We start from the raw sequence: 18,258 nt of genomic DNA, 5'->3' as shown, positions 1-18,258 counted from the left end.
TCCGACCATGGCTCCCCGCTCTCCGCCGCCCTCCGCTTTTCATCACCCGTCGCCCACGGCCCGCTCCTCACCGGCCGCCCGCGGTTGCACCGCGCGTCTGCCGAGCGCGCCGCGCCCGAGCCGCTCAGGCCGCGCTCGCCGACACCCGCGCCGTCCCGCGATTGATCCGCAGCACGATCAGCGCACCGACGAGGCACAGCCCGCCCGAGATCATCGACGCGACCGTGTACGTGCCGAGGCTCGCGCGCAGCACGCCGGCGCCGAGCGCCGCGAACGCCGCGCCGAGCTGATGGCCCGCGACGATCCAGCCGAACACCACGGGCGCCGCGTCCTTGCCGTACACGTCGGTCGCGAGGCGCACGGTGGGCGGCACGGTTGCGATCCAGTCGAGCCCGTAGAACACCGCGAAGAGCGGCAGCCCGAAGAAGTCGATGCCGAATGCATGCGGCAGATAGATCAGCGACAGCCCGCGCAGCCCGTAATACCAGAACAGCAGCACGCGGCTGTCGTAGCGGTCGGACAGCCAGCCGGACATCGTCGTGCCGATCAGGTCGAACACGCCCATCGCGGCGAGCAGCGACGCGCCCTGCACTTCCGTCATCCCGTAATCGCTGCACATCGCGATCAGATGCGTGCCGACGTAGCCGTTCGTGCTCGCGCCGCAGATGAAGAAGCTCATGAACAGCAGCCAGAAGTCGCGCGTCTTCGACGCCATCGCGAGCGTGCCGAACGCGACCGCGATCGGGTTGCGCCTCGCGCCGTCGTCCGCGCGCGGCGCGCCGGCGGGCTCGCCGTACGGGCGCAGGCCGACGTCGGACGGCCGCTCCGGCAGCAGCAGCGCGACGAGCGGCACCGCGATCGCCACCGCCACCGCGACCGTCAGCACGACGGGCCGCCAGCCGTGACGCTGCGCGATCGCCGCGAGCATCGGCAGGAACACGAGCTGGCCCGTCGCGGAGCTCGCGGTCAAGAGCCCCATCACGAGGCCGCGCCGCGCGACGAACCAGCGGGTCACGAACGTCGCCGACAGCGTGAGCGCAGCGACGCCCGTCGCGCCGCCGACCATCACGCCCCAGATCAGCACCATTTGCCACGTCGCCGTCATTATCGACGACAGCGCGACGCCCGCGCCCATCACGCCGAGCGCGGCGAGGATCGTCGGACGGACGCCGAAGCGCTGCATCGCCGCCGCCGCGAACGGCCCGGTGAGTCCGTACAGCGCGATGTTCACCGAGATCGCGAGCGAGATCGCCGCGCGGCTCCAGCCGAATTCGTGCTCGAGCGGCACCATCAGCACGCTCGGCGTCGCGCGCGTGCCCGCCGCCGCGAGAAGGATCAGGAACACCACCGCCGCCGCGAGCCAGCCGTAATGGAAACGCCCGCCTATCCTCTTTACCGCCCAGTTCATTCGGATCACTCCTGACACCGGCCGCGCCGATCCCGTCGGCACGCCGGAAGTTGAGGGGAAGATGCGCCGATCCTTGTTACCGATCAGTCACAAGTTGTTGCGATCCTAGTGACCGATCGGTAACATGTCAAGCAGTCAATTTTTCTTGATCGAGATCGAGCATGGTCACCACCGTCGCCAAAGCCGCCAAGCCGGCCGGCCGCCGGACGCGCAGCCTCCAGATCGCGGGCGCGGAAGCGCAGCAGCATCTGCTGCGCGCGGCGGAAGAGCTGTTCTATCAGGAAGGGATTCGCGCGGTGGGCGTCGACGCGATCGTCGAACGCGCGGGCGTCAACAAGATGAGCCTGTACCGGCAGTTCGCGTCGAAGGACGAGCTCGTGCTCGCATACCTAGACCGAATGGACGCGTGCTTCTTCGAGCGCCTCGACACGAGCGTCGCCAAGCATCCGGGCGATCCGAAGGCGCAACTCGTCCAGTATTTCGACGACCTCGCGCAGCGCGCGTCGCAACCCGGCTATCGCGGCTGTCCGTTCGTCAACGTCGCGACCGAGTTTTCGGAACTCGATCATCCGGCGCGGCTCGCGGTCGCCGACAACAAGGATCGGCTGATGGCGCGGCTCGTCGCGCTGTCGGAAGCAGCGGGCGCGCGCGAGCCGCAGGCACTCGCCGACGCGCTCGCACTGCTGATCGAAGGAATTTACGCGGCGAGTCAGACATACCGGCCGGGCGCTTCCCCGATCGGCCGCGCGCCGCGCGTCGCGCGGCAGTTGATCGACGCGGCATGCGCGTGAAGCGATGCCGGCAAATGCGCGGCCGCTAAAAGAGGCGCGAGGTGTGACGGTCGATTGGTCGAACTGCCGATACGCTGATTGGTCGAATTTCGGACGCTCGGACGCTCGGACGCTCGGACGCTCGGACGCTCGGACGCTCGGACGCTCGGACGCTCGGACGCTCGGACGCTCGGACGCTCGGACGCTCGGACGCTCGGACGCTCGGACGCTCGGACGCTCGGACGCTCGGACGCTCGGACGCTCGGACGCTCGGACGCTCGGACGCTCGGACGCTCGGACGCTCGGACGCTCGGACGCTCGGACGCTCGGACGCTCGGACGCTCGGACGCTCGGACGCTCGGACGCTCGGACGCTCGGACGCTCGGACGCTCGGACGCTCGGACGCTCGGACGCTCGGACTCGCAGATTCCCGGATTGGCCGACCGGCCAACCGCCGCAACGGCGGAAATCGCCGCGTCATGCGCCGGCCGCCGGCGTCGCCAAAAAGCCGCCATGCCGCAACGCAGGCCATCGCCACATCGCCGCGCGCTCGCCGGCTTCGGGCACGCATCGGCGCGAGCCAGCCCTGAGCGCGCCGACCGTGCGCCGTACCCGAAGCGCGACGCGCCGACGCACGCCGCCCCGCCCCCGCCCGCTACAATCGCGGCTTGACCGCCACGCCGTTGCCCCATGACCGAAATCTCTCCGCCCGAGACCGAAATCCTCGCCGCCACGCGCCACTGGCTGACGCGTGCGGTGATCGGGCTCAACCTGTGCCCGTTCGCGAAGAGCGTCCACGTGAAGCGCCAGATCCGCTACGCGATCAGCCGCGCGACGTCGCTGGAAGCCGCGCTGACCGATCTCGAGCGCGAGCTGCGGCGCCTCGAAGCCGCCGATCCGGACGAAATCGACACGACGCTGCTGATCTTCCCGAACACGTTCGGCGATTTCCTCGACTACAACGACGCGCTCTGGTTCGCCGATCGCCTCTTGCAGCAACTGCGGCTCGAAGGCACGTTGCAGATCGCGAGCTTCCATCCGCACTATCAGTTCGACGGCACCGGGCCCGACGACATCGAGAACTACACGAATCGCGCGCCGTATCCGATCCTGCACTTGCTGCGCGAAGCAAGCATCGAGCGGGCCGTCGACGCCTTCCCGGACGCGGCCGACATCTACGAGCGCAATCAGGCGACGCTGCGGCGCTTGGGCCATGCGGGCTGGCGCGACTGGATGGCGCAGCGCGGCGAGGACGAAGAAGAAGCGAAATAGCGCGACGCGGCGTGAAGCGCGAAGCGATTTCGCACCGAACGCCGCATATGGCGCGTCACGCGCCGAAAGTCATGCGCGCGGCTCGGACTCGGCGGCGGCCGATTCGGCCTGCGCGGCATCGGCCGGTTGCGCGGCGGGCGCGAAGAAGCGCTCGTGCAATTCCGCGAGCCCGAACATGTCGAGGATCTCGTTGAGGCGCTCGCTCGGCTTGCGCCGCGGCAGATTCTTGTATTGCGCGACGATGAGCTCGTTCTTCATCGAATGCTCCCATCCGACGAGCTCCGTCACGTTCACCTGATAGCCGTGCGCCTCGAGCTGCAGACAGCGCAGCACGTTGGTGATCTGGCTGCCGAACTCGCGCGTGTGCAGCGGATGCCGCCACACTTCGGTCAGCGCATTCGCGAGCGACTTCCCCTTGTTCTTGCGCAGCACGCCCGCGACCTCCGCCTGGCAGCACGGCACGAGCACGATGTACCGCGCGCGCTTCGCGAGCGCGAAGCGGATCGCGTCGTCGGTCGCGGTGTCGCACGCGTGCAGCGCGGTGACGACGTCGACCATCTCCGGCAGTTGCGGCGATGCGATCGAATCGGCGACCGACAGGTTCAGAAACGACATCCCGCCGAAACCGAGCCGCTCGGCGAGCTCGGTCGAGCGCACGACGAGCGCCTCGCGCGTTTCGATGCCGTAGATGTGCGAACCGGCGAGCGGGCGCGCCTTGAAGAACAGGTCGTACAGGATGAAGCCGAGATACGACTTGCCCGCGCCGTGATCGACGAGCGTCACGCCGCCCTTGTCCCGCTCGACGTCGGCGAGCAGCGGCTCGATGAACTGGAACAGGTGGTACACCTGCTTCAGCTTGCGGCGGCTGTCCTGGTTCATCTTGCCGTCGCGCGTCAGGATGTGCAGCTCCTTCAGCAGTTCGATCGACTGGTTCGGGCGAATTTCGTAAGTCTTGGTCGACATCGGGAGGCAGGCCGGCGGCCGCTCGAATCAAACGTCGGGCGGCGGTGGGCGGCGTCAAAGCGTGCGTGGAAGCGTCACAGTTTACCTAAAACAACCCGCACCGCCCCGGTTGGCGTCGCGCGCGCCGGCTCAGCCGCGCACGGCGAGACGCCAGAGCGACGTCGTCTCGGCCGCCCGCGCGCGATGCAGCGGATCGGCGGGGTCCGACGCCTTCGGATGAACGGGCTTCACGTCGTCACGGCCGACGACGGCGAGGCCCGCCGCATCGATCCAGCCGAGCAATTCGTCGCGCGTGCGCAGGCCGAGATGCTCGGCGAAGTCCGACAGGATCAGCCAGCCCTCGCCGCCCGGCGCGAGATGCGCGGCGAGTCCCGCGAGAAAGCCCTTCAGCATCCGGCTGTCCGGATCGTAGATCGCGTATTCGAGCGGCGAGCTCGGCCGCGCGGGCACCCAAGGCGGATTGCAAACGACGAGCGGCGCGCGTCCGTCGGGAAACAGATCGGCTTCGACGATCTCGACCTGCGACGCGTAGCCGAGCCGCGCGACGTTCTCGGCCGCGCACGCGAGCGCACGCGGGTCCTGATCGGTCGCGACGACGCGTTCGACGCCGCGCGACGCGAGCACCACGGCGAGCACGCCTGTGCCGACGCCGATGTCGAACGCGAGCGACGTCGACGGCAGCGATGCACGCGCGACGAGATCCACGTATTCGCCGCGCACGGGCGAAAACACGCCGTAGTGCGGATGAATCCGCTCGCCGCCGAGCGCGGCGATCGGCACGCCCTTCTTGCGCCATTCATGCGCGCCGACGATGCCGAGCAGTTCGCGCAGCGACGCGATCGAACGCTCGCCGCCCGCGCCGTACGCCTCTTCGCATGCGGCCCGCAGATCCGGCGCGCGGCGCAGCGCGATCGAGTAGTCGGCTTCGAGCGGAATCAGCAGCATCCCGAGCGTGCGCGCGCGCTGCGCCTGCGCCATCCGGTGGAGATTGAACGCGTCGACGGGCGTCGCGGCCGGCTTCGTCTTCTTCGGCTTGCGCTCGATCCGGCGCGCGAGCGCCTGCAATAGCTGGCGCGCGTTCTGGAAGTCGCCCTGCCAGACGAGCGCCGTGCCTTCGCAGGCGAGGCGGTAGGCGGCGTCGGCCGTCGTGCGGTCGTCGGCCGCGACCGCGCGGCGCGGCGGCGGCGAGCCGGCTTCGGAGCGCCAGCGAACGGCGTGCTCGACGCCGTCGGCGTCGGTCCAATGGAATTCGGGAAAGGCGGTCACAAGGAATCGGGAATCGTTGAGTCGATGGGCGGCGCGACGCGCCGCGGACGACACAGTACCGCGCTTTGCCCCCGGCCGGCAAAAAAGCGCCCGGCGCACGATGGCGGCGCGTGCGGTTTGCGCATCGATGATCGATGTGGTCAGTCACTGCGCTGCGCATAGCATGCGGCGGCGCGTATCGAAAGTCGGTCGTCGAAGGTCACACGCCGCGCGTCGAATCTCGAACGGTGCGTCATGCGCCACATGGGCGGCATTCGCGACAGGCTGCCGTCGAACATCGAACGCCGGCTGTCGAATGCAAATGCAAAATGCGAAACATCATCGCGAACCGATCGCGTCACAACCGATCGCCGCAGCAATCGACGACCGGCGAGCAACGCGCGGCGCTCGCCGTGCGCCGCCGCAAGCGAACCCCTCGCTTCAGACCTTCGCCGTCGCTGCGTCGACGCGACGCTTCGGCGTCAACGCATGCGCGAAGCGCACGAACGGCGCCTCGCATAACCGATAGCTCACCCACGACAGCGCAATCGCCGGCAGAACCGGCAGGGCCATGTAGACGCCGAGCGGCAGATCCGTGATCCCGTGTCGCTCGCACATCCACAGCAACAGATACAGCGGAATGCCGTGCAGCAGATAGATCGAGTAGCTGATCTCGCCGAGCCACGCGAAGAGCCGCAGACGAATCTTCAATACCGTTGCGAGCGCAACGAAAATCGCGATGCCGAATACGTAGCCGAGCGACGCGGAAACATGCACGAAATCGCGATGCCGCCAGTTCGCGGCCGCCATCAGCAGCGAGATCGCGACGATGAGCGCGCCGAGCGCGATCGTCGCCGAGCGATACGTGAGCGGTAAGCGGCCGCGCATCGGCGCGAACGTCTTCAACGGCGTCTCGTACGCCTGCCGGAAGCACGCGCCCCAGAACATGATCGCGAGGTGATAGAGCATCCCCTTGTACTGGCCGAGCGCGTCCGCCGGAACGATCCGCAGCGCCGACGTGGCGACGAAGAACACGCACAGTCCCGCGCAAGCCGCGCACAGAACGCGCATGCGATGCAGCGCGCCGATATTGAACAGCAGTACGCACAGCACGTAGAAGTACAGCTCGGTTTCGAGCGTCCAGTAGTGCCCCATCACCGGATCTCGACCGAACGCGGTCGGGATCATCGTCAGGTTCGCGAGCAGGCCGGTCGCATCCATTCGCAGCCCGAACAACCGCCAATACACGAGATAACCGAGCGGCAGCGACAGCCAGAACGCCGGGTAGAGCCGAAAAAAGCGACGCACGACGAAGCGGCGCGTGCCCTCCGACGGCGCGCCGCGCAGGCTCGTCGGAATCAGCATCCCGCTGATGCAGAAGAAAATGACGACGCCGATGCGACCGAAATTCACCGAGCGCTGCAACGCGTCGAGCACATGCTGCGAGCCCGCGAGCTTGTCGAACAGCTCCGCGTAGTGAGTCCACATGACGAACAGCACGGCGACGGCGCGCATCGCATCGACATGCGCGAAACGGCTCGGACTGGTGGAATCGGACATGGCGGAATCGATCGTACGGCTGGCGCTGCGCGCGAAACGGCGACGCGCGCGAACTCGACACGCAAGCGCGCCGAGCGGCATCGCCGCCTCGTCACGACACCGTAGCGCGCCGCGCGCGCGCTTTCCGTGCGGCACCGCACGCAGCGGCCCGGCCGGTGCGATCGATGGGCGGGCGGCACGACATGCGGCGCGCGGCCGGCGACTGACGCCACGCGGCCGAACTCGACTCGCGAGCGCCCCGCGCGAAAGAAGGCGAGCGGGTGCGCGGCGTACGCCGATCAATCGGGGCAACGCGGTCGGAACGATGCGCGAGCGCCGCTTCCCGCGACATAGCGACATCAAGCGGCAGAAGACGTCACGTCCGCCCGGCGCATAACCGGCGCCCGATCACCCGCGAATCGCCCGCCTCACGCTCAATAACCGCCGCCATCACCGCCCGGCGACGCCGGCAAGCTGAGCGTGCCGGAATCGGTGAAGCCCACGCTGCCGAACATCCCGCCGGCAAGCTTGCCGCGCAGCACGTAAGGCAGCTTGCCCGATTCCGTCACGTCCGCGAGTCCGAACGCCTGCCGCGCAGCCGAGAACGCGGACACCGTGACGGGCACGCTCAGCACCTGTTCGCCGAAGCGCGGCACCGTGCCCCGCGCGTCGCTCACGCCGCTCGCGAACGGCCTGCCGTTCAGTTCGAGATCGAGCGCGACGCCGTCGTATTCGATCGGCGCGTCGTTCGGATTCTGCAGCCGCAGCTTCACGTCGAAGCGCATTTCGAGCCCCTGCCCGACGAGCGGCTCGATGCCGACGACGCTCACGCGCACCGGATCGCGCGCGGTCAACGCCGCGCACCCGACGAGCGCGAGCAGCGCGGCGAGCGCGACGAGCAATTGGCCAACGAAGAAACGGGAACGGTGCATGGCATGCATCGGCGACGGCCCTCAAGAGCGAGACATGGAAGCGGTCATTGTAACCAGCGCCGATGCGACGACCGCCGCACCGGACCGCCCGAGCCGCGTCCGGCGCGCAACGCCCGCTTTTCGTAGTTCGCAAGTCGACTTCCCGCTCTTCGCGGCCACCCACTACGAACATTCAATTAGCACCATTCGCGGATTAATCATTCCGGAAATGAAATTAGAAGAAGGAATCGGAAAGTCATATCTCATCAAATTTTTTTTGATTCCTTTACGTTAATCCATCAAGTATATTGAGCCATCTTTCGAATCGCCTGACATTCCTTAACGCCGCTTGACGAATCTGACGTTTCGCCTGGAGGCAAACGGCAGCGCTTCGCCGGGCCGCCCCGGAGCGTACGGGCGACGAAGGCCGCCGGCACGCGCTTCGCGCCGCGCCGGCCATCATCCACAAACCAGAATCAAAAGGGGGCACCCAACCATGATTATCTTCACGTAAGCAGCCAGCATTCCTTTCGAATATAACCGGGGTAATTCATTTCGCTGTCGATTGACGGCGAAGGCGAACTATTGCCCGTTGAATTCATGCAGGACCGGACAATTTTCTTTCCAATTCGAGGTTCAGTATGTGGATAAACAATCGTAGATTGCGATATCTGTCCCTGCTAGGCGCCCTCACGCTCGCCGCCTGCGGCGGCGACGACGGCGGCACCGGCTCGGCCGTGTCGCTCGGCGCCGCGCACAGCCCGTCGAACGGCACCAACAGCGGCAACGCAACCGCGCCCGCAGCCGCCGTCGACAAGAGCACGAAGCCCGTCGAAATGCCCGACACCGTCGTGCCCGTCAACTACAAGCTCTGGTTCCGCCCGAACGCGGACCTGAACCAGTTCAACGGCCGCGCGGACGTCGAGATCAAGGTCCTCAAGCCCGTCAACGCGATCGTCGTCGCGGGCCACCGGATCCAGTTCGCGAACGGCAAGATCACGCTGCAGCCGGGCAACGTACAGCTGATCGCCACGCCGCAGGACAAGGGCGACTTCTATCAGTTGCGCCCCGCGAGCGGCCAGATCGCCCCGGGCAACTACTCGCTGCACATGGAGTGGCAAGGGATCATCAACTTCAAGTCGTACGACGATCCCGTCAATCGCACGGGCGGCAGCTGCGGCAACGATCCTTATCCGGGCTGCTCGGCGGCCGAAGGGATCTTCCGCGTCGACCTGAAGAGCACCGACGGCACGACGAGCGGCGCGATTCTCACGCAAGGCGAAACGAATCTGTCGCGCCAGTGGTTCCCGGGCTGGGACGAGCCCGCGTTCCGCCCGACCTATGAAGTGACGGCCGAAGTGCCGCAGGCATGGCGCGTCGTGTCGAACGCGGCCGAGAAGCCGGCGGTGAACGTCGGGGCCGGCTACAAGCTGGTGTCGTTCGAAAAGACGCCGCCGATGCCGTCGTATCTGCTCTTCTTCGGCGGCGGCCTGTTCGACGTGCTCGAAGACGACTTCACGAGCCCGCTGCCCGACGGCCGCGGCCTGCATCTGCGCGTGTTCACGCCGCCCGGCATGCGGGACTGGGCGAAGCCCGCCATGCAGCGCACGAAGCAGGCGCTCGATTACTACTATCGCTACACCGGCATCACGCTGCCGCTCACCAAGTTCGACACGGTCGCCGCGAACGATGCGTTCAAGGATCAGAAGGGCCTGAACTTCGGCGGCATGGAGAACTGGGGCTCGATTCTCGAGTTCGCCGACGACATCCTGCCCGAACCGGGCCAGCCGATGTCGCGCTACGGCAACCAAGTGCTCACGCACGAAGTCGCGCATCAATGGTTCGGCGATCTCGTGACGACCGACTGGTGGGACGACGTTTGGCTGAACGAATCGTTCGCGCGGTTCTTCGAGACGAAGACGACGATCCTGTTCTTCCCGGACGAATTCAACTGGCTCGACCACATCAAGTCCAAGTATCGCGTGATCAACAAGGACATCGGCCCGGATGCGTTCCCGGTGCAGCCGAACTTCAACGGCTGGGCGTCGAACGACTTCGTGCTGAGCGCGAGCGCGTTCACCTATAACAAGGGCGGGCACGTGCTGAAGATGCTCGAGGGCTATCTTGGCGAAGAGACGCTGCGCAAGGGCCTGCGGCAGCACCTGACCGACTACGCGTTCGGCAACGGCACGCCGAAGCGTCTGTGGGATGCGCTCTCCGCCGCGAGCGGCCAGCAGATCGGGCCGATCGGCGACAGCTTCGTGCGTCAGACGGGCGTGCCGCTCCTGTCGCTCGACACGCAGTGCGACTTGACGAAGAACCAGAACGTCGTCACGCTCAAGCAGTCGCCGTTCCCGAACAAGAACAAGTACCCGGGCTCGCAATGGACGATTCCGGTGACGCTTGCTTACGGCAACGGCCTCGTCAACCGCAAGACGCTCGCGCTGAGTGATACGCAGACGCAGATCCGCCTCGACGGCTGCTCGGCCGTCATCGCGAATCCGAGCGGGTTCGACTATTACGTGACGAACTACGGCGACACCGCATGGAGCGCGCTCCTCACGCAGATCAACTCGTCGACCGATCCGGTGCTGCTCTCTAACCTGAAGAACGAGGCCTCGCTGCTCGTCAGCTCGAATCTCGCGCCGGCTTCGCGCGAGACGAGCATCTCGTCGATCAACTCGCCGGCCGCGATGAAGCTGCGTCAGGCGCCGTCGATCTTCGAGACGGTGAAGGAACGTCCGGCGCTGCGTTACCAAGGCAAGTTCACGCCGCGCGAACAACGGACGCAATAAGCCGTTCGCGAACATCGCTGCCTGCATCATCCGTCGCCGTGTATCGCGCGGCGGCGGACACCGCGAAGCAGCGACACACGGATGCAACGCGCGTCATTCGGGCCTCCGATCGGAGGCCCGTTTTTTTAACCACGCCACGTCGTCGTTATCGACGCTCGAACAGCATATCCAAACAAAACCAACACGCAGTTCATTTAAATGCGTCGCCATACGGCTGCACGCAAACGGTAGATGTGCGAACGGATTTGTCGAAATTTTGAGAATTTCGACATCGACCGAGCGTATCGGCTCGATGCCGCCGCTGCGGCTTCGACAGAACGAATCGTCTCAGCATGCGCCACAGCGCGGACATGCGACGACGTTCGCCGCGACGCGGCCACGCGCATCGCGCGTATATCACATCGATACGGATCTCACTCATTCCTAATCGAAAATCGTTCGATCGCCAGAACTAAATCACGGTGTTTTTCTACGCCCTTTAAACGTCGATTAAATCGACGGACCGCACCGTGATGATGAGTACGCTACCGAACTTAACAGTTCAATCCGACATTTGATAATTGCCGCACGACAACGCGAGCATCGAAAACATGCCGTCATGTCGTAACGAATTCGCTGAACCTGCGCAATCGCATTTGTTCGATCGCGCGACGCGCCGCAAGACAAGCGCGTCGCAACCAGTCGATGTGCGTTGCCTCCGGCTCGGCGCCGTTCGTCGACGATCGAGCCGCAATGCTCGACGACGAACGAACGTTGCCATTCATCCAAGACCAAGTTCGGGGGCCGATTGATGACGAAGGCAAGGGAAGACAGCATGGATCAGGTGTCCGGCGCATCGCGACCTGGGTCGACGGTGCGCCGGACACAAGGACGACTCGACCATCGGGCGTCGCGAACGGATCGGCGCACGGCGCATCGATCCGCTCCCCGCGACGAACGATCGCCGTAGACCGGATTGATTTGCTGCGCTTCGTCAACGGCGTCGCAGATCTACCCCGCCAGATGGGCCATCTGGCAGTTAATTGGAGAAAGTCAATGCAAGAACTCAACCAACAAGAGATCGACCTCGTCGGCGGCGCAACGGTTGGCGGCGGCCTGATCGGCGGCCTCACGGGCCTGATCGGCGCTTACGGCGGCGCACTGTACGATCTCGGCGCGAACCTGACGGGCGACCTCGTCGGCTTCGCGACGGGTGTGGTTCAAATCGGCGAAACGCTCGTCGGCGGCACGCTCGGCAACATCGCGAGCATCATCACGGGCCCGAAGGCGTAATACACCGGCACACCGATGATCGATTGAGCGCCGACGGACTCCTCTCTCCTTGTCTCGACCGCTCGATGGATTTTTCAGCCACCTGCACATCATTCGGAGATTCACTATGCAAGAACTCAATCAACAAGAAATCGCCATGGTCGGCGGCGCTTCGCTCCTGACCAACCTGGTCGGCGCAATCGGCAACGAAGTGCTGCTGCTGGGCCAGTCGGCCTACAACTTCGGCGCGAACCTGACCGACTCCGCGGGCGCGATCCTCACGCACACGGTCGACGGCGTCGCCGGCGCGCTCACCAGCACGATCGGCATCATCCAGGGTGTGCTGACGGGCAAATAATCGCGTTTCGACGCGACGACTCTCGAAGCACCGGCGTCGAACGATCCTCCGGCGCCGGCAGCTTGGTTAGTTATGCCGAATGCGTGCCCGGTCCCGTCGCCGGGCACGCGAAACGAACGATTCCACTTCCCGTCCGGCGCGAAACGCCATGCGCAACGCACGCGCGATCCGACATGGGCGGCAACCGCACTCGACGCCTCCAAGCCGATTGTTCATCCACTCGAATCATCCGGCACATTGGGTGGAAAGATATCAAAGATCGTCAAAACGTAGACCAACGCGCTTTCCTGTTTTGCTCGGCTCCGATACCTTCTGATGCGACGCCAACGAGAATCGAATCGTCCGCATCCGAGGCCAGGACCGCCGCAATCTTCAGCGAGCGGCCGCTGCGAACGATTCGTCGATGAAACGCCGAGCGCCGCATTGCATTGCGGCTTCGTTCGCCGGGACATCGTCACGACATCCATGACGAGCTAGACATGCACGAACCGACTCGAGCACGAATCGAAGCCGCCGCGCGCAGCGATCGCCCGGTCGACGCGATGCGCACGTTCGCACGCGGCGACGCTCGAACGGCCTGACGCCATCGCGACGCGGCTCCGCGACGACATACACGCTACTTTCGGCAGTCCATCCATGACGCCCAATACTCCACTCTTTCGAACGGCCGCGCAGGAAGCGCAGCGCACGCAGACGCTGGGCGAGATCGTGCTGATCCGTCCGGTGTCGTTCGCCGTGCTGGCCGGCGCAGCCGCGAGCATGGCGCTCGGCGTGATCCTGCTGTTCACGTTCGGCACTTATACGCGACGCACGACGGTCGACGGCGTGCTCACGCCGGATACGGGCCTCGTCAAGGTCTATGCGCAGCAGACGGGCGTCGTGCTGAAGAAGAACGTCGTCGAAGGACAGCACGTCGCGCGTGGACAGGTGCTCTATACGGTGTCCACCGATCTGCAAAGCGCGGCCGCGGGACAGACGCAGGCGGCGCTCATCGAACAGGCGCAGCAACGCAAGACGTCGCTGCAGCAGGAGCTCGACAAGACCAGGACGCTGCAACAGGACGAGCGCGACACGCTGCAATCGAAGATCGCGAGCCTGCGCGCGGAGCTCGCGGGCATCGACGACCAGATCGCCGCGCAACGCACGCGCACGTCGATCGCGGCCGATGCGGCGTCGCGCTACGCCGGCCTTCTCGCGCAGGACTACATCTCGAAGGATCAGGCGCAGCAGCGCCAGGCCGACCTGCTCGATCAGCGCTCGAAGCTGAACAGCCTGATGCGCGATCGCGCAGGCGCCGCGCAAGCGCTGAAGGAAGCGCTCAACGATCTGTCGGGGTTGTCGCTCAAGCAGCAGAACCAGTTGTCGCAAATCGACCGCAGCGTGATCGACGTCGATCGCACGCTGATCGAAAGCGAGGCGAAGCGCGAGCTCGTCATCACCGCGCCGGAAACCGGCACCGCGACCGCGGTGATCGCCGAGCCCGGCCAGACGGCCGACACGTCGCATCCGCTCGCGAGCATCGTGCCGACGGACGCGCACTGGCAGGCGTATCTGTTCGTGCCGAGCGCCGCGGTCGGCTTCATCCACGTCGGCGATCGCGTGCTCGTCCGCTATCAGGCGTATCCATATCAGAAGTTCGGCCAGTACGAAGCGAGCGTCGTGTCGATCGCGCGCACCGCGTTGTCGGCGGCCGAGCTCGCGACGAGCGGCGGCCCCGCCGCGCAAACGGCGAGCGGCACGTACTACCGGATCACGGTCGCACTGAAGTCGCAAAGCGTGACGGCCTACGGCAAGGCGCAGCCGCTCCAGGCGGGCATGGCGTTGCAGGCCGACATCCTGCAGGAGCGCCGCCGTCTGTACGAGTGGGTGCTCGAACCTCTTTACAGCCTGACGGGCAAACTCTGACGCGATCACAAGCCTATGTCACTCCTCGATCGTCTCTCGTTCGGCATCGGCAGCAAGCTGCCGATGATCCTGCAGACCGAAGCAGCCGAATGTGGTCTTGCCTGCCTCGCGATGGTTGCGGGTTTTCACGGCCATCACGTCGACCTCGCGACGATGCGCAGCCGCTTCCCGGTATCGCTGAAAGGCGCGGGCCTCGGCCGCGTGATCGAGATCGCGCAGCGCCTCGATCTCGGCACGCGCGCGCTGAAGCTCGATCTCGATCAGCTCGGCCAGCTACGCGCGCCGTGCGTGCTGCACTGGAACTTCAACCACTTCGTCGTGCTGAAGGAAGTCAACGGCAGGAGCGCGACGATTCACGATCCCGCGCAAGGCGTGCGCAAGCTGTCGCTCGACGAATTATCCCGCTCGTTTACGGGCGTCGCGCTCGAGCTGTGGCCGACAGGCGGCTTCAAGCCGCGCGTGGCGTCGCCCGCCGTGAAGCTGCGTCAACTGCTCGGCCCCGTGTCCGGGCTGTCGCGCTCGCTCGGCCAGATCCTCGTGCTCGCGATCGCGCTCGAAGTGTTCACGCTCGTATCTCCGTTCTTCCTGCAATGGGTGATCGACGAGGTGATCGTCAGCGCGGATCGCGATCTGCTGACCGTGCTCGCACTCGGCTTCGGCCTGTTGCTGCTGATGCAGCAGGCGACGAGCGCGATCCGCGCGTGGGCGCTGATGTATCTCGGCACGACGCTCAACGTGCAATGGCGCGCGAACGTGTTCACGCACCTGCTGAACCTGCCCGTCCAGTACTTCGAGCGGCGCCACCTCGGTGACGTCGTGTCGCGCTTCGGTTCGATCGACACGATCCAGCAGACGCTGACGACCTCGTTCCTGTCCGCAGTGATCGACGGGCTGATGACGATCGTCACGCTCGCGATGATGTTCGTCTACAGCCGCACGCTCGCGTTCGTCGCGCTCGGCACGATGGTCCTCTACGCACTGCTGCGCTGGCTCTGGTATCGGCCGCTGCGGCGCGCGGCGGAAGACCAGATCATCCACACCGCGAAGCAACAGAGCCATTTTCTCGAAACGGTGCGCGGCGTGAAAACCATCAAGCTGTTCAACCGCCAGAGCGAACGCCGCTCGAGCTGGCTCACGCTGCTCGTCGAGCAGATCAATGCCGGCCTGCACGTGCAGAAGCTGCAGCTCCTGTATCAGCAATTGAACGGCCTGCTGTTCGGCCTCGAAGGGCTCGTCATCATCTGGCTCGGCGCGCGTCTCGTGATGGACGGCGAATTCACCGTCGGCGTGCTGATGGCGTTCAACGCGTACAAGGGGCAGTTCGACAGCCGCGTCGGCAGTCTGATCGACAAGTTCTTCGAGGTGAAGATGCTGCAATTGCAGGGCGAGCGGCTCGCCGACATCGTGTTCGCGCAGGGCGAATCCGACGCCGGCGCGCGGCACGTGCCGGGCGAGGCGGAGAACCTCTCCGCGGGCATCGAGGCCAGCGATCTCGTGTTCCGCTATGCCGAAGGCGAGCCGACCGTGCTCGACGGCGTGTCGCTGAAAATCGAGCCGGGCGAGTCGGTCGCGCTGATCGGACCGTCGGGCTGCGGCAAGACGACGCTCGTCAACGTGCTGCTCGGCATCCTCGAACCGACGAGCGGCGCGATCAAGATCGGCGGCGTCGACGTCGAGCGCCTCGGCCTCGACCGGCTGCGTTCGCTCGTCGGCACCGTGCTTCAGGACGACGTGCTGTTCGCCGGCTCGATCGCCGACAACATCAGCTTCTTCGATCCGGACGCCGATCCGAAGTGGGTCGCCGAATGCGCGCATCTCGCGGCCGTGCATGCGGACATCGTCGCGATGCCGATGGGCTACAACACGCTCGTCGGCGACATGGGCACGGTGCTGTCGGGCGGACAGAAGCAACGCGTGCTGCTCGCGCGGGCGCTCTACAAGCGGCCGAAGATCCTCGTGCTCGACGAGGCGACGAGCCACCTCGATCTGCAACGCGAACGGCAGGTGAACGCCGCGGTCGGTGCGCTGAAGATGACGCGCGTGATCGTCGCGCACCGTCCGGAGACGATCGCGTCCGCGTCGCGCGTGATCATGCTGGACGCGGGCAAGGTCGCCCTCGACAAGCCGACCGCCGAGCTCGCCGTGGCGCCGAAGCCGGCCGTGGCTCCTGGCGCAGCGTCCGCTCCGGCTGCGACGCCCGCTCCGGCCGCCGCTCCCGCGCCCGCCGCGCCGGCGGCCGCGCAACCCGTCGCTGGACGGTGAACGCGATGAAGTCCGCACGCACGCTCGTCGCCGCCGGCGCGCTCGCGCTCTTCGCGTCGCACGCCGCGCATGCGCAATGGCTCGATATCTACGGAACCCGAAAGAACGTGTCCGCGACACCCGCCGCACCGCTGTTGAAGAACGCGACGTGCCAGCCCGAGCTGGCAAGCCATCCGATCGCACTCGAAGACGCGATCCTGCAGGCGATCTGCGCGAACCCGCAGGCGCGGCAGGCATGGGCGAATGCGCGCGCGCAAGCGGCGCAGGTCGGCGTGAACGAGGCCGCGTATTTGCCGACGCTGAACGCGACGGGCGGCATTCAGCGGAACTGGGCATCCACGACCTACGAGGCCAATCTCGGGACCGTCTCGGCGAGCGATACGCAAACGCAAACACAAACGAGCCGCTACGGCGCGCTCAACCTGAGCTGGGTGCTGTTCGATTTCGGCAAGCGCAGCGCGGCGCTCAGGCAGGCGCGCGAACTTCTTGCCGCCGCCAACGCGACGCAGGATGACACGCTGCAGACGATCCTCTTCAACGCCGCGCAAGCGTATTACAACCTGCGCGACGCGCAGGCGGCCGTCGACGCGGCGCGCACGATCGAACGCGCCGCGCAGGAAAGCCTCACCGAGGCGAAAGCGAAGCACGACGCCGGCGCGGGCACGCTGAGCGACCAATTGCAGGCGCAGACGAGCTACCGCCGCGCGGTGCTCGATCGCGTGAGCGCCGAAGGCGACGTGCAGAATGCAACCGGTGCGCTCGCAGTCGCGATGGGACTCGACGCGAACACGCCGCTGCAAATCGCTCCCGCCGAGCCGGCCGTCGATCGCAACGCATTCGCGGAAGGCGTCGCGCAATTGATCGACGAAGCGAAACGGCAGCATCCGAAACTCGTCGCCGCGCGCGCGAAGCTCGACGCCGCGCGCGCGAACGTCGACGCGGCGCGCGCGCAAGGACGTCCGACCATTTCGCTGACGGGCAGCCTCAGCCGCAACAGTCCTTCGTATCAGCAACAGTTCGGCATCCAGACCACTGCGAGCCACGGCAGCACGATCGGCGTCCAGGTGACGATCCCGCTCTTCGAAGGCTTCGCGTCAGGCTACCGCGTCGCGGCCGCGCAGGCGCAGGCGGACGCGCAGGAAGCGGACGTGCAGAACGCCGAGCTGAACGTGTCGCTCGACGTGTGGAAGAGCTTTCAGAGCCTGCAGACCGACACCGCGAATCTCGACAACTCGAAAGACCTGCTCGGCGACGCGCAGCGCTCGCTCGACATCGCGCGCGGCCGCTACAAGGCGGGCGTCGGCACGTTCACCGAGCTGCTGAATGCGCAGACGGCGCTCGCCGACGCGCAGAAGCAGCGCGTGCAGGCGGTATCGAAATGGCGCACCGCGCGGCTCAAGCTCGCGGCGAGCCTCGGCGGCATCGGGTTGTGGTCGGTGCGTTGAAGGAGCGTCGATGCGGCGGCATGCGCCGCGATTCGGCATCGGCAACGGAGTACGAAAGATTGAAAAATCGAGGAGAGGCGCCGGACTAAAGCGCGGCGCGTTCACATTCGCGTCACCGCACGCATGCCGGATGT

The 18,258-nt window shown here is 66.1% G+C and carries 14 protein-coding genes; 9 read left to right on the top strand and 5 right to left on the bottom strand.

Translation table 11 applies throughout. The annotated features are described in order from the left end of the window. Nucleotides 1–124: 124 nt before the first annotated feature. The gene (locus BG90_RS09695) at nucleotides 125–1,408 is read right to left on the bottom strand and encodes an MFS transporter (RefSeq protein ID WP_010106729.1); all 1,284 of its coding nucleotides are present in this window, start codon (nucleotides 1,406–1,408) and stop codon (nucleotides 125–127) included. A 161-nt stretch (nucleotides 1,409–1,569) separates the two neighbouring features. Here BG90_RS09695 and BG90_RS09690 point away from each other — a divergent pair, with 161 nt between their 5' ends. Then, complete coding sequence (locus tag BG90_RS09690; protein ID WP_010106731.1) at nucleotides 1,570–2,199, top strand: TetR/AcrR family transcriptional regulator; 630 nt, start codon at nucleotides 1,570–1,572, stop codon at nucleotides 2,197–2,199. 669 nt (nucleotides 2,200–2,868) lie between these two features. Continuing rightward, nucleotides 2,869–3,450: a DUF1415 domain-containing protein gene (locus BG90_RS09685; protein ID WP_010117197.1), complete on the top strand. Its 582-nt coding sequence runs from the start codon at nucleotides 2,869–2,871 to the stop codon at nucleotides 3,448–3,450. A 69-nt stretch (nucleotides 3,451–3,519) separates the two neighbouring features. Here BG90_RS09685 and BG90_RS09680 read toward each other — a convergent pair whose 3' ends face one another. The 4 genes from BG90_RS09680 to BG90_RS09665 all read right to left on the bottom strand — a co-directional run bounded on the left by BG90_RS09680 (nucleotide 3,520) and on the right by BG90_RS09665 (nucleotide 8,138). Then, nucleotides 3,520–4,413, bottom strand: a complete 894-nt coding sequence (locus tag BG90_RS09680; RefSeq protein ID WP_010117198.1) for a class I SAM-dependent methyltransferase — start codon at nucleotides 4,411–4,413, stop codon at nucleotides 3,520–3,522. Between the two features lie 129 nt (nucleotides 4,414–4,542). After that, entirely contained in the window at nucleotides 4,543–5,679 is a 1,137-nt protein-coding gene (locus BG90_RS09675; protein WP_010117200.1) for a methyltransferase, read from the bottom strand. A gap of 420 nt (nucleotides 5,680–6,099) precedes the next feature. Next, a complete protein-coding gene (locus BG90_RS09670; protein WP_010117202.1) occupies nucleotides 6,100–7,218 on the bottom strand; it encodes an acyltransferase family protein in 1,119 nt (372 codons plus the stop codon). Nucleotides 7,219–7,631: 413 nt separating this feature from the next. Further along, nucleotides 7,632–8,138 (bottom strand): LEA/WHy family protein, encoded by a 507-nt coding sequence (locus tag BG90_RS09665; protein WP_025990018.1) that lies wholly within the window; start codon nucleotides 8,136–8,138, stop codon nucleotides 7,632–7,634. Between the two features lie 25 nt (nucleotides 8,139–8,163). Between BG90_RS09665 and BG90_RS34920 the strand changes: the two genes are divergently transcribed. The 7 genes from BG90_RS34920 (at nucleotide 8,164) to BG90_RS09635 (ending at nucleotide 18,124) form a co-directional block, all read left to right on the top strand. Then, nucleotides 8,164–8,403 (top strand): hypothetical protein, encoded by a 240-nt coding sequence (locus tag BG90_RS34920; protein ID WP_107950763.1) that lies wholly within the window; start codon nucleotides 8,164–8,166, stop codon nucleotides 8,401–8,403. Between the two features lie 346 nt (nucleotides 8,404–8,749). Then, nucleotides 8,750–10,903, top strand: a complete 2,154-nt coding sequence (locus tag BG90_RS09660) for a M1 family metallopeptidase (RefSeq protein WP_038802021.1) — start codon at nucleotides 8,750–8,752, stop codon at nucleotides 10,901–10,903. Between the two features lie 1,035 nt (nucleotides 10,904–11,938). Further along, nucleotides 11,939–12,175 carry a hypothetical protein gene (locus BG90_RS09655; protein WP_010106747.1) on the top strand — a complete coding sequence of 79 codons (237 nt, stop codon included), beginning with the start codon at nucleotides 11,939–11,941 and terminating at the stop codon, nucleotides 12,173–12,175. A 106-nt stretch (nucleotides 12,176–12,281) separates the two neighbouring features. Continuing rightward, nucleotides 12,282–12,512, top strand: a complete 231-nt coding sequence (locus BG90_RS09650) for a hypothetical protein (RefSeq protein WP_010106749.1) — start codon at nucleotides 12,282–12,284, stop codon at nucleotides 12,510–12,512. A gap of 636 nt (nucleotides 12,513–13,148) precedes the next feature. After that, nucleotides 13,149–14,417 (top strand): HlyD family secretion protein, encoded by a 1,269-nt coding sequence (locus tag BG90_RS09645; RefSeq protein ID WP_010106752.1) that lies wholly within the window; start codon nucleotides 13,149–13,151, stop codon nucleotides 14,415–14,417. A gap of 15 nt (nucleotides 14,418–14,432) precedes the next feature. Then, nucleotides 14,433–16,679: a peptidase domain-containing ABC transporter gene (locus tag BG90_RS09640; RefSeq protein ID WP_045568124.1), complete on the top strand. Its 2,247-nt coding sequence runs from the start codon at nucleotides 14,433–14,435 to the stop codon at nucleotides 16,677–16,679. Then, nucleotides 16,676–18,124, top strand: a complete 1,449-nt coding sequence (locus BG90_RS09635) for a TolC family protein (RefSeq protein ID WP_025990019.1) — start codon at nucleotides 16,676–16,678, stop codon at nucleotides 18,122–18,124. The genes BG90_RS09640 and BG90_RS09635 overlap by 4 nt, the downstream gene beginning before the upstream one ends. Nucleotides 18,125–18,258: the final 134 nt, after the last annotated feature.

It is taken from the genome of Burkholderia oklahomensis C6786 (assembly GCF_000959365.1).
Taxonomy (GTDB): Bacteria; Pseudomonadota; Gammaproteobacteria; order Burkholderiales; family Burkholderiaceae; genus Burkholderia; species Burkholderia oklahomensis.
This window is presented reverse-complemented; position numbering and strand designations above follow the sequence as displayed.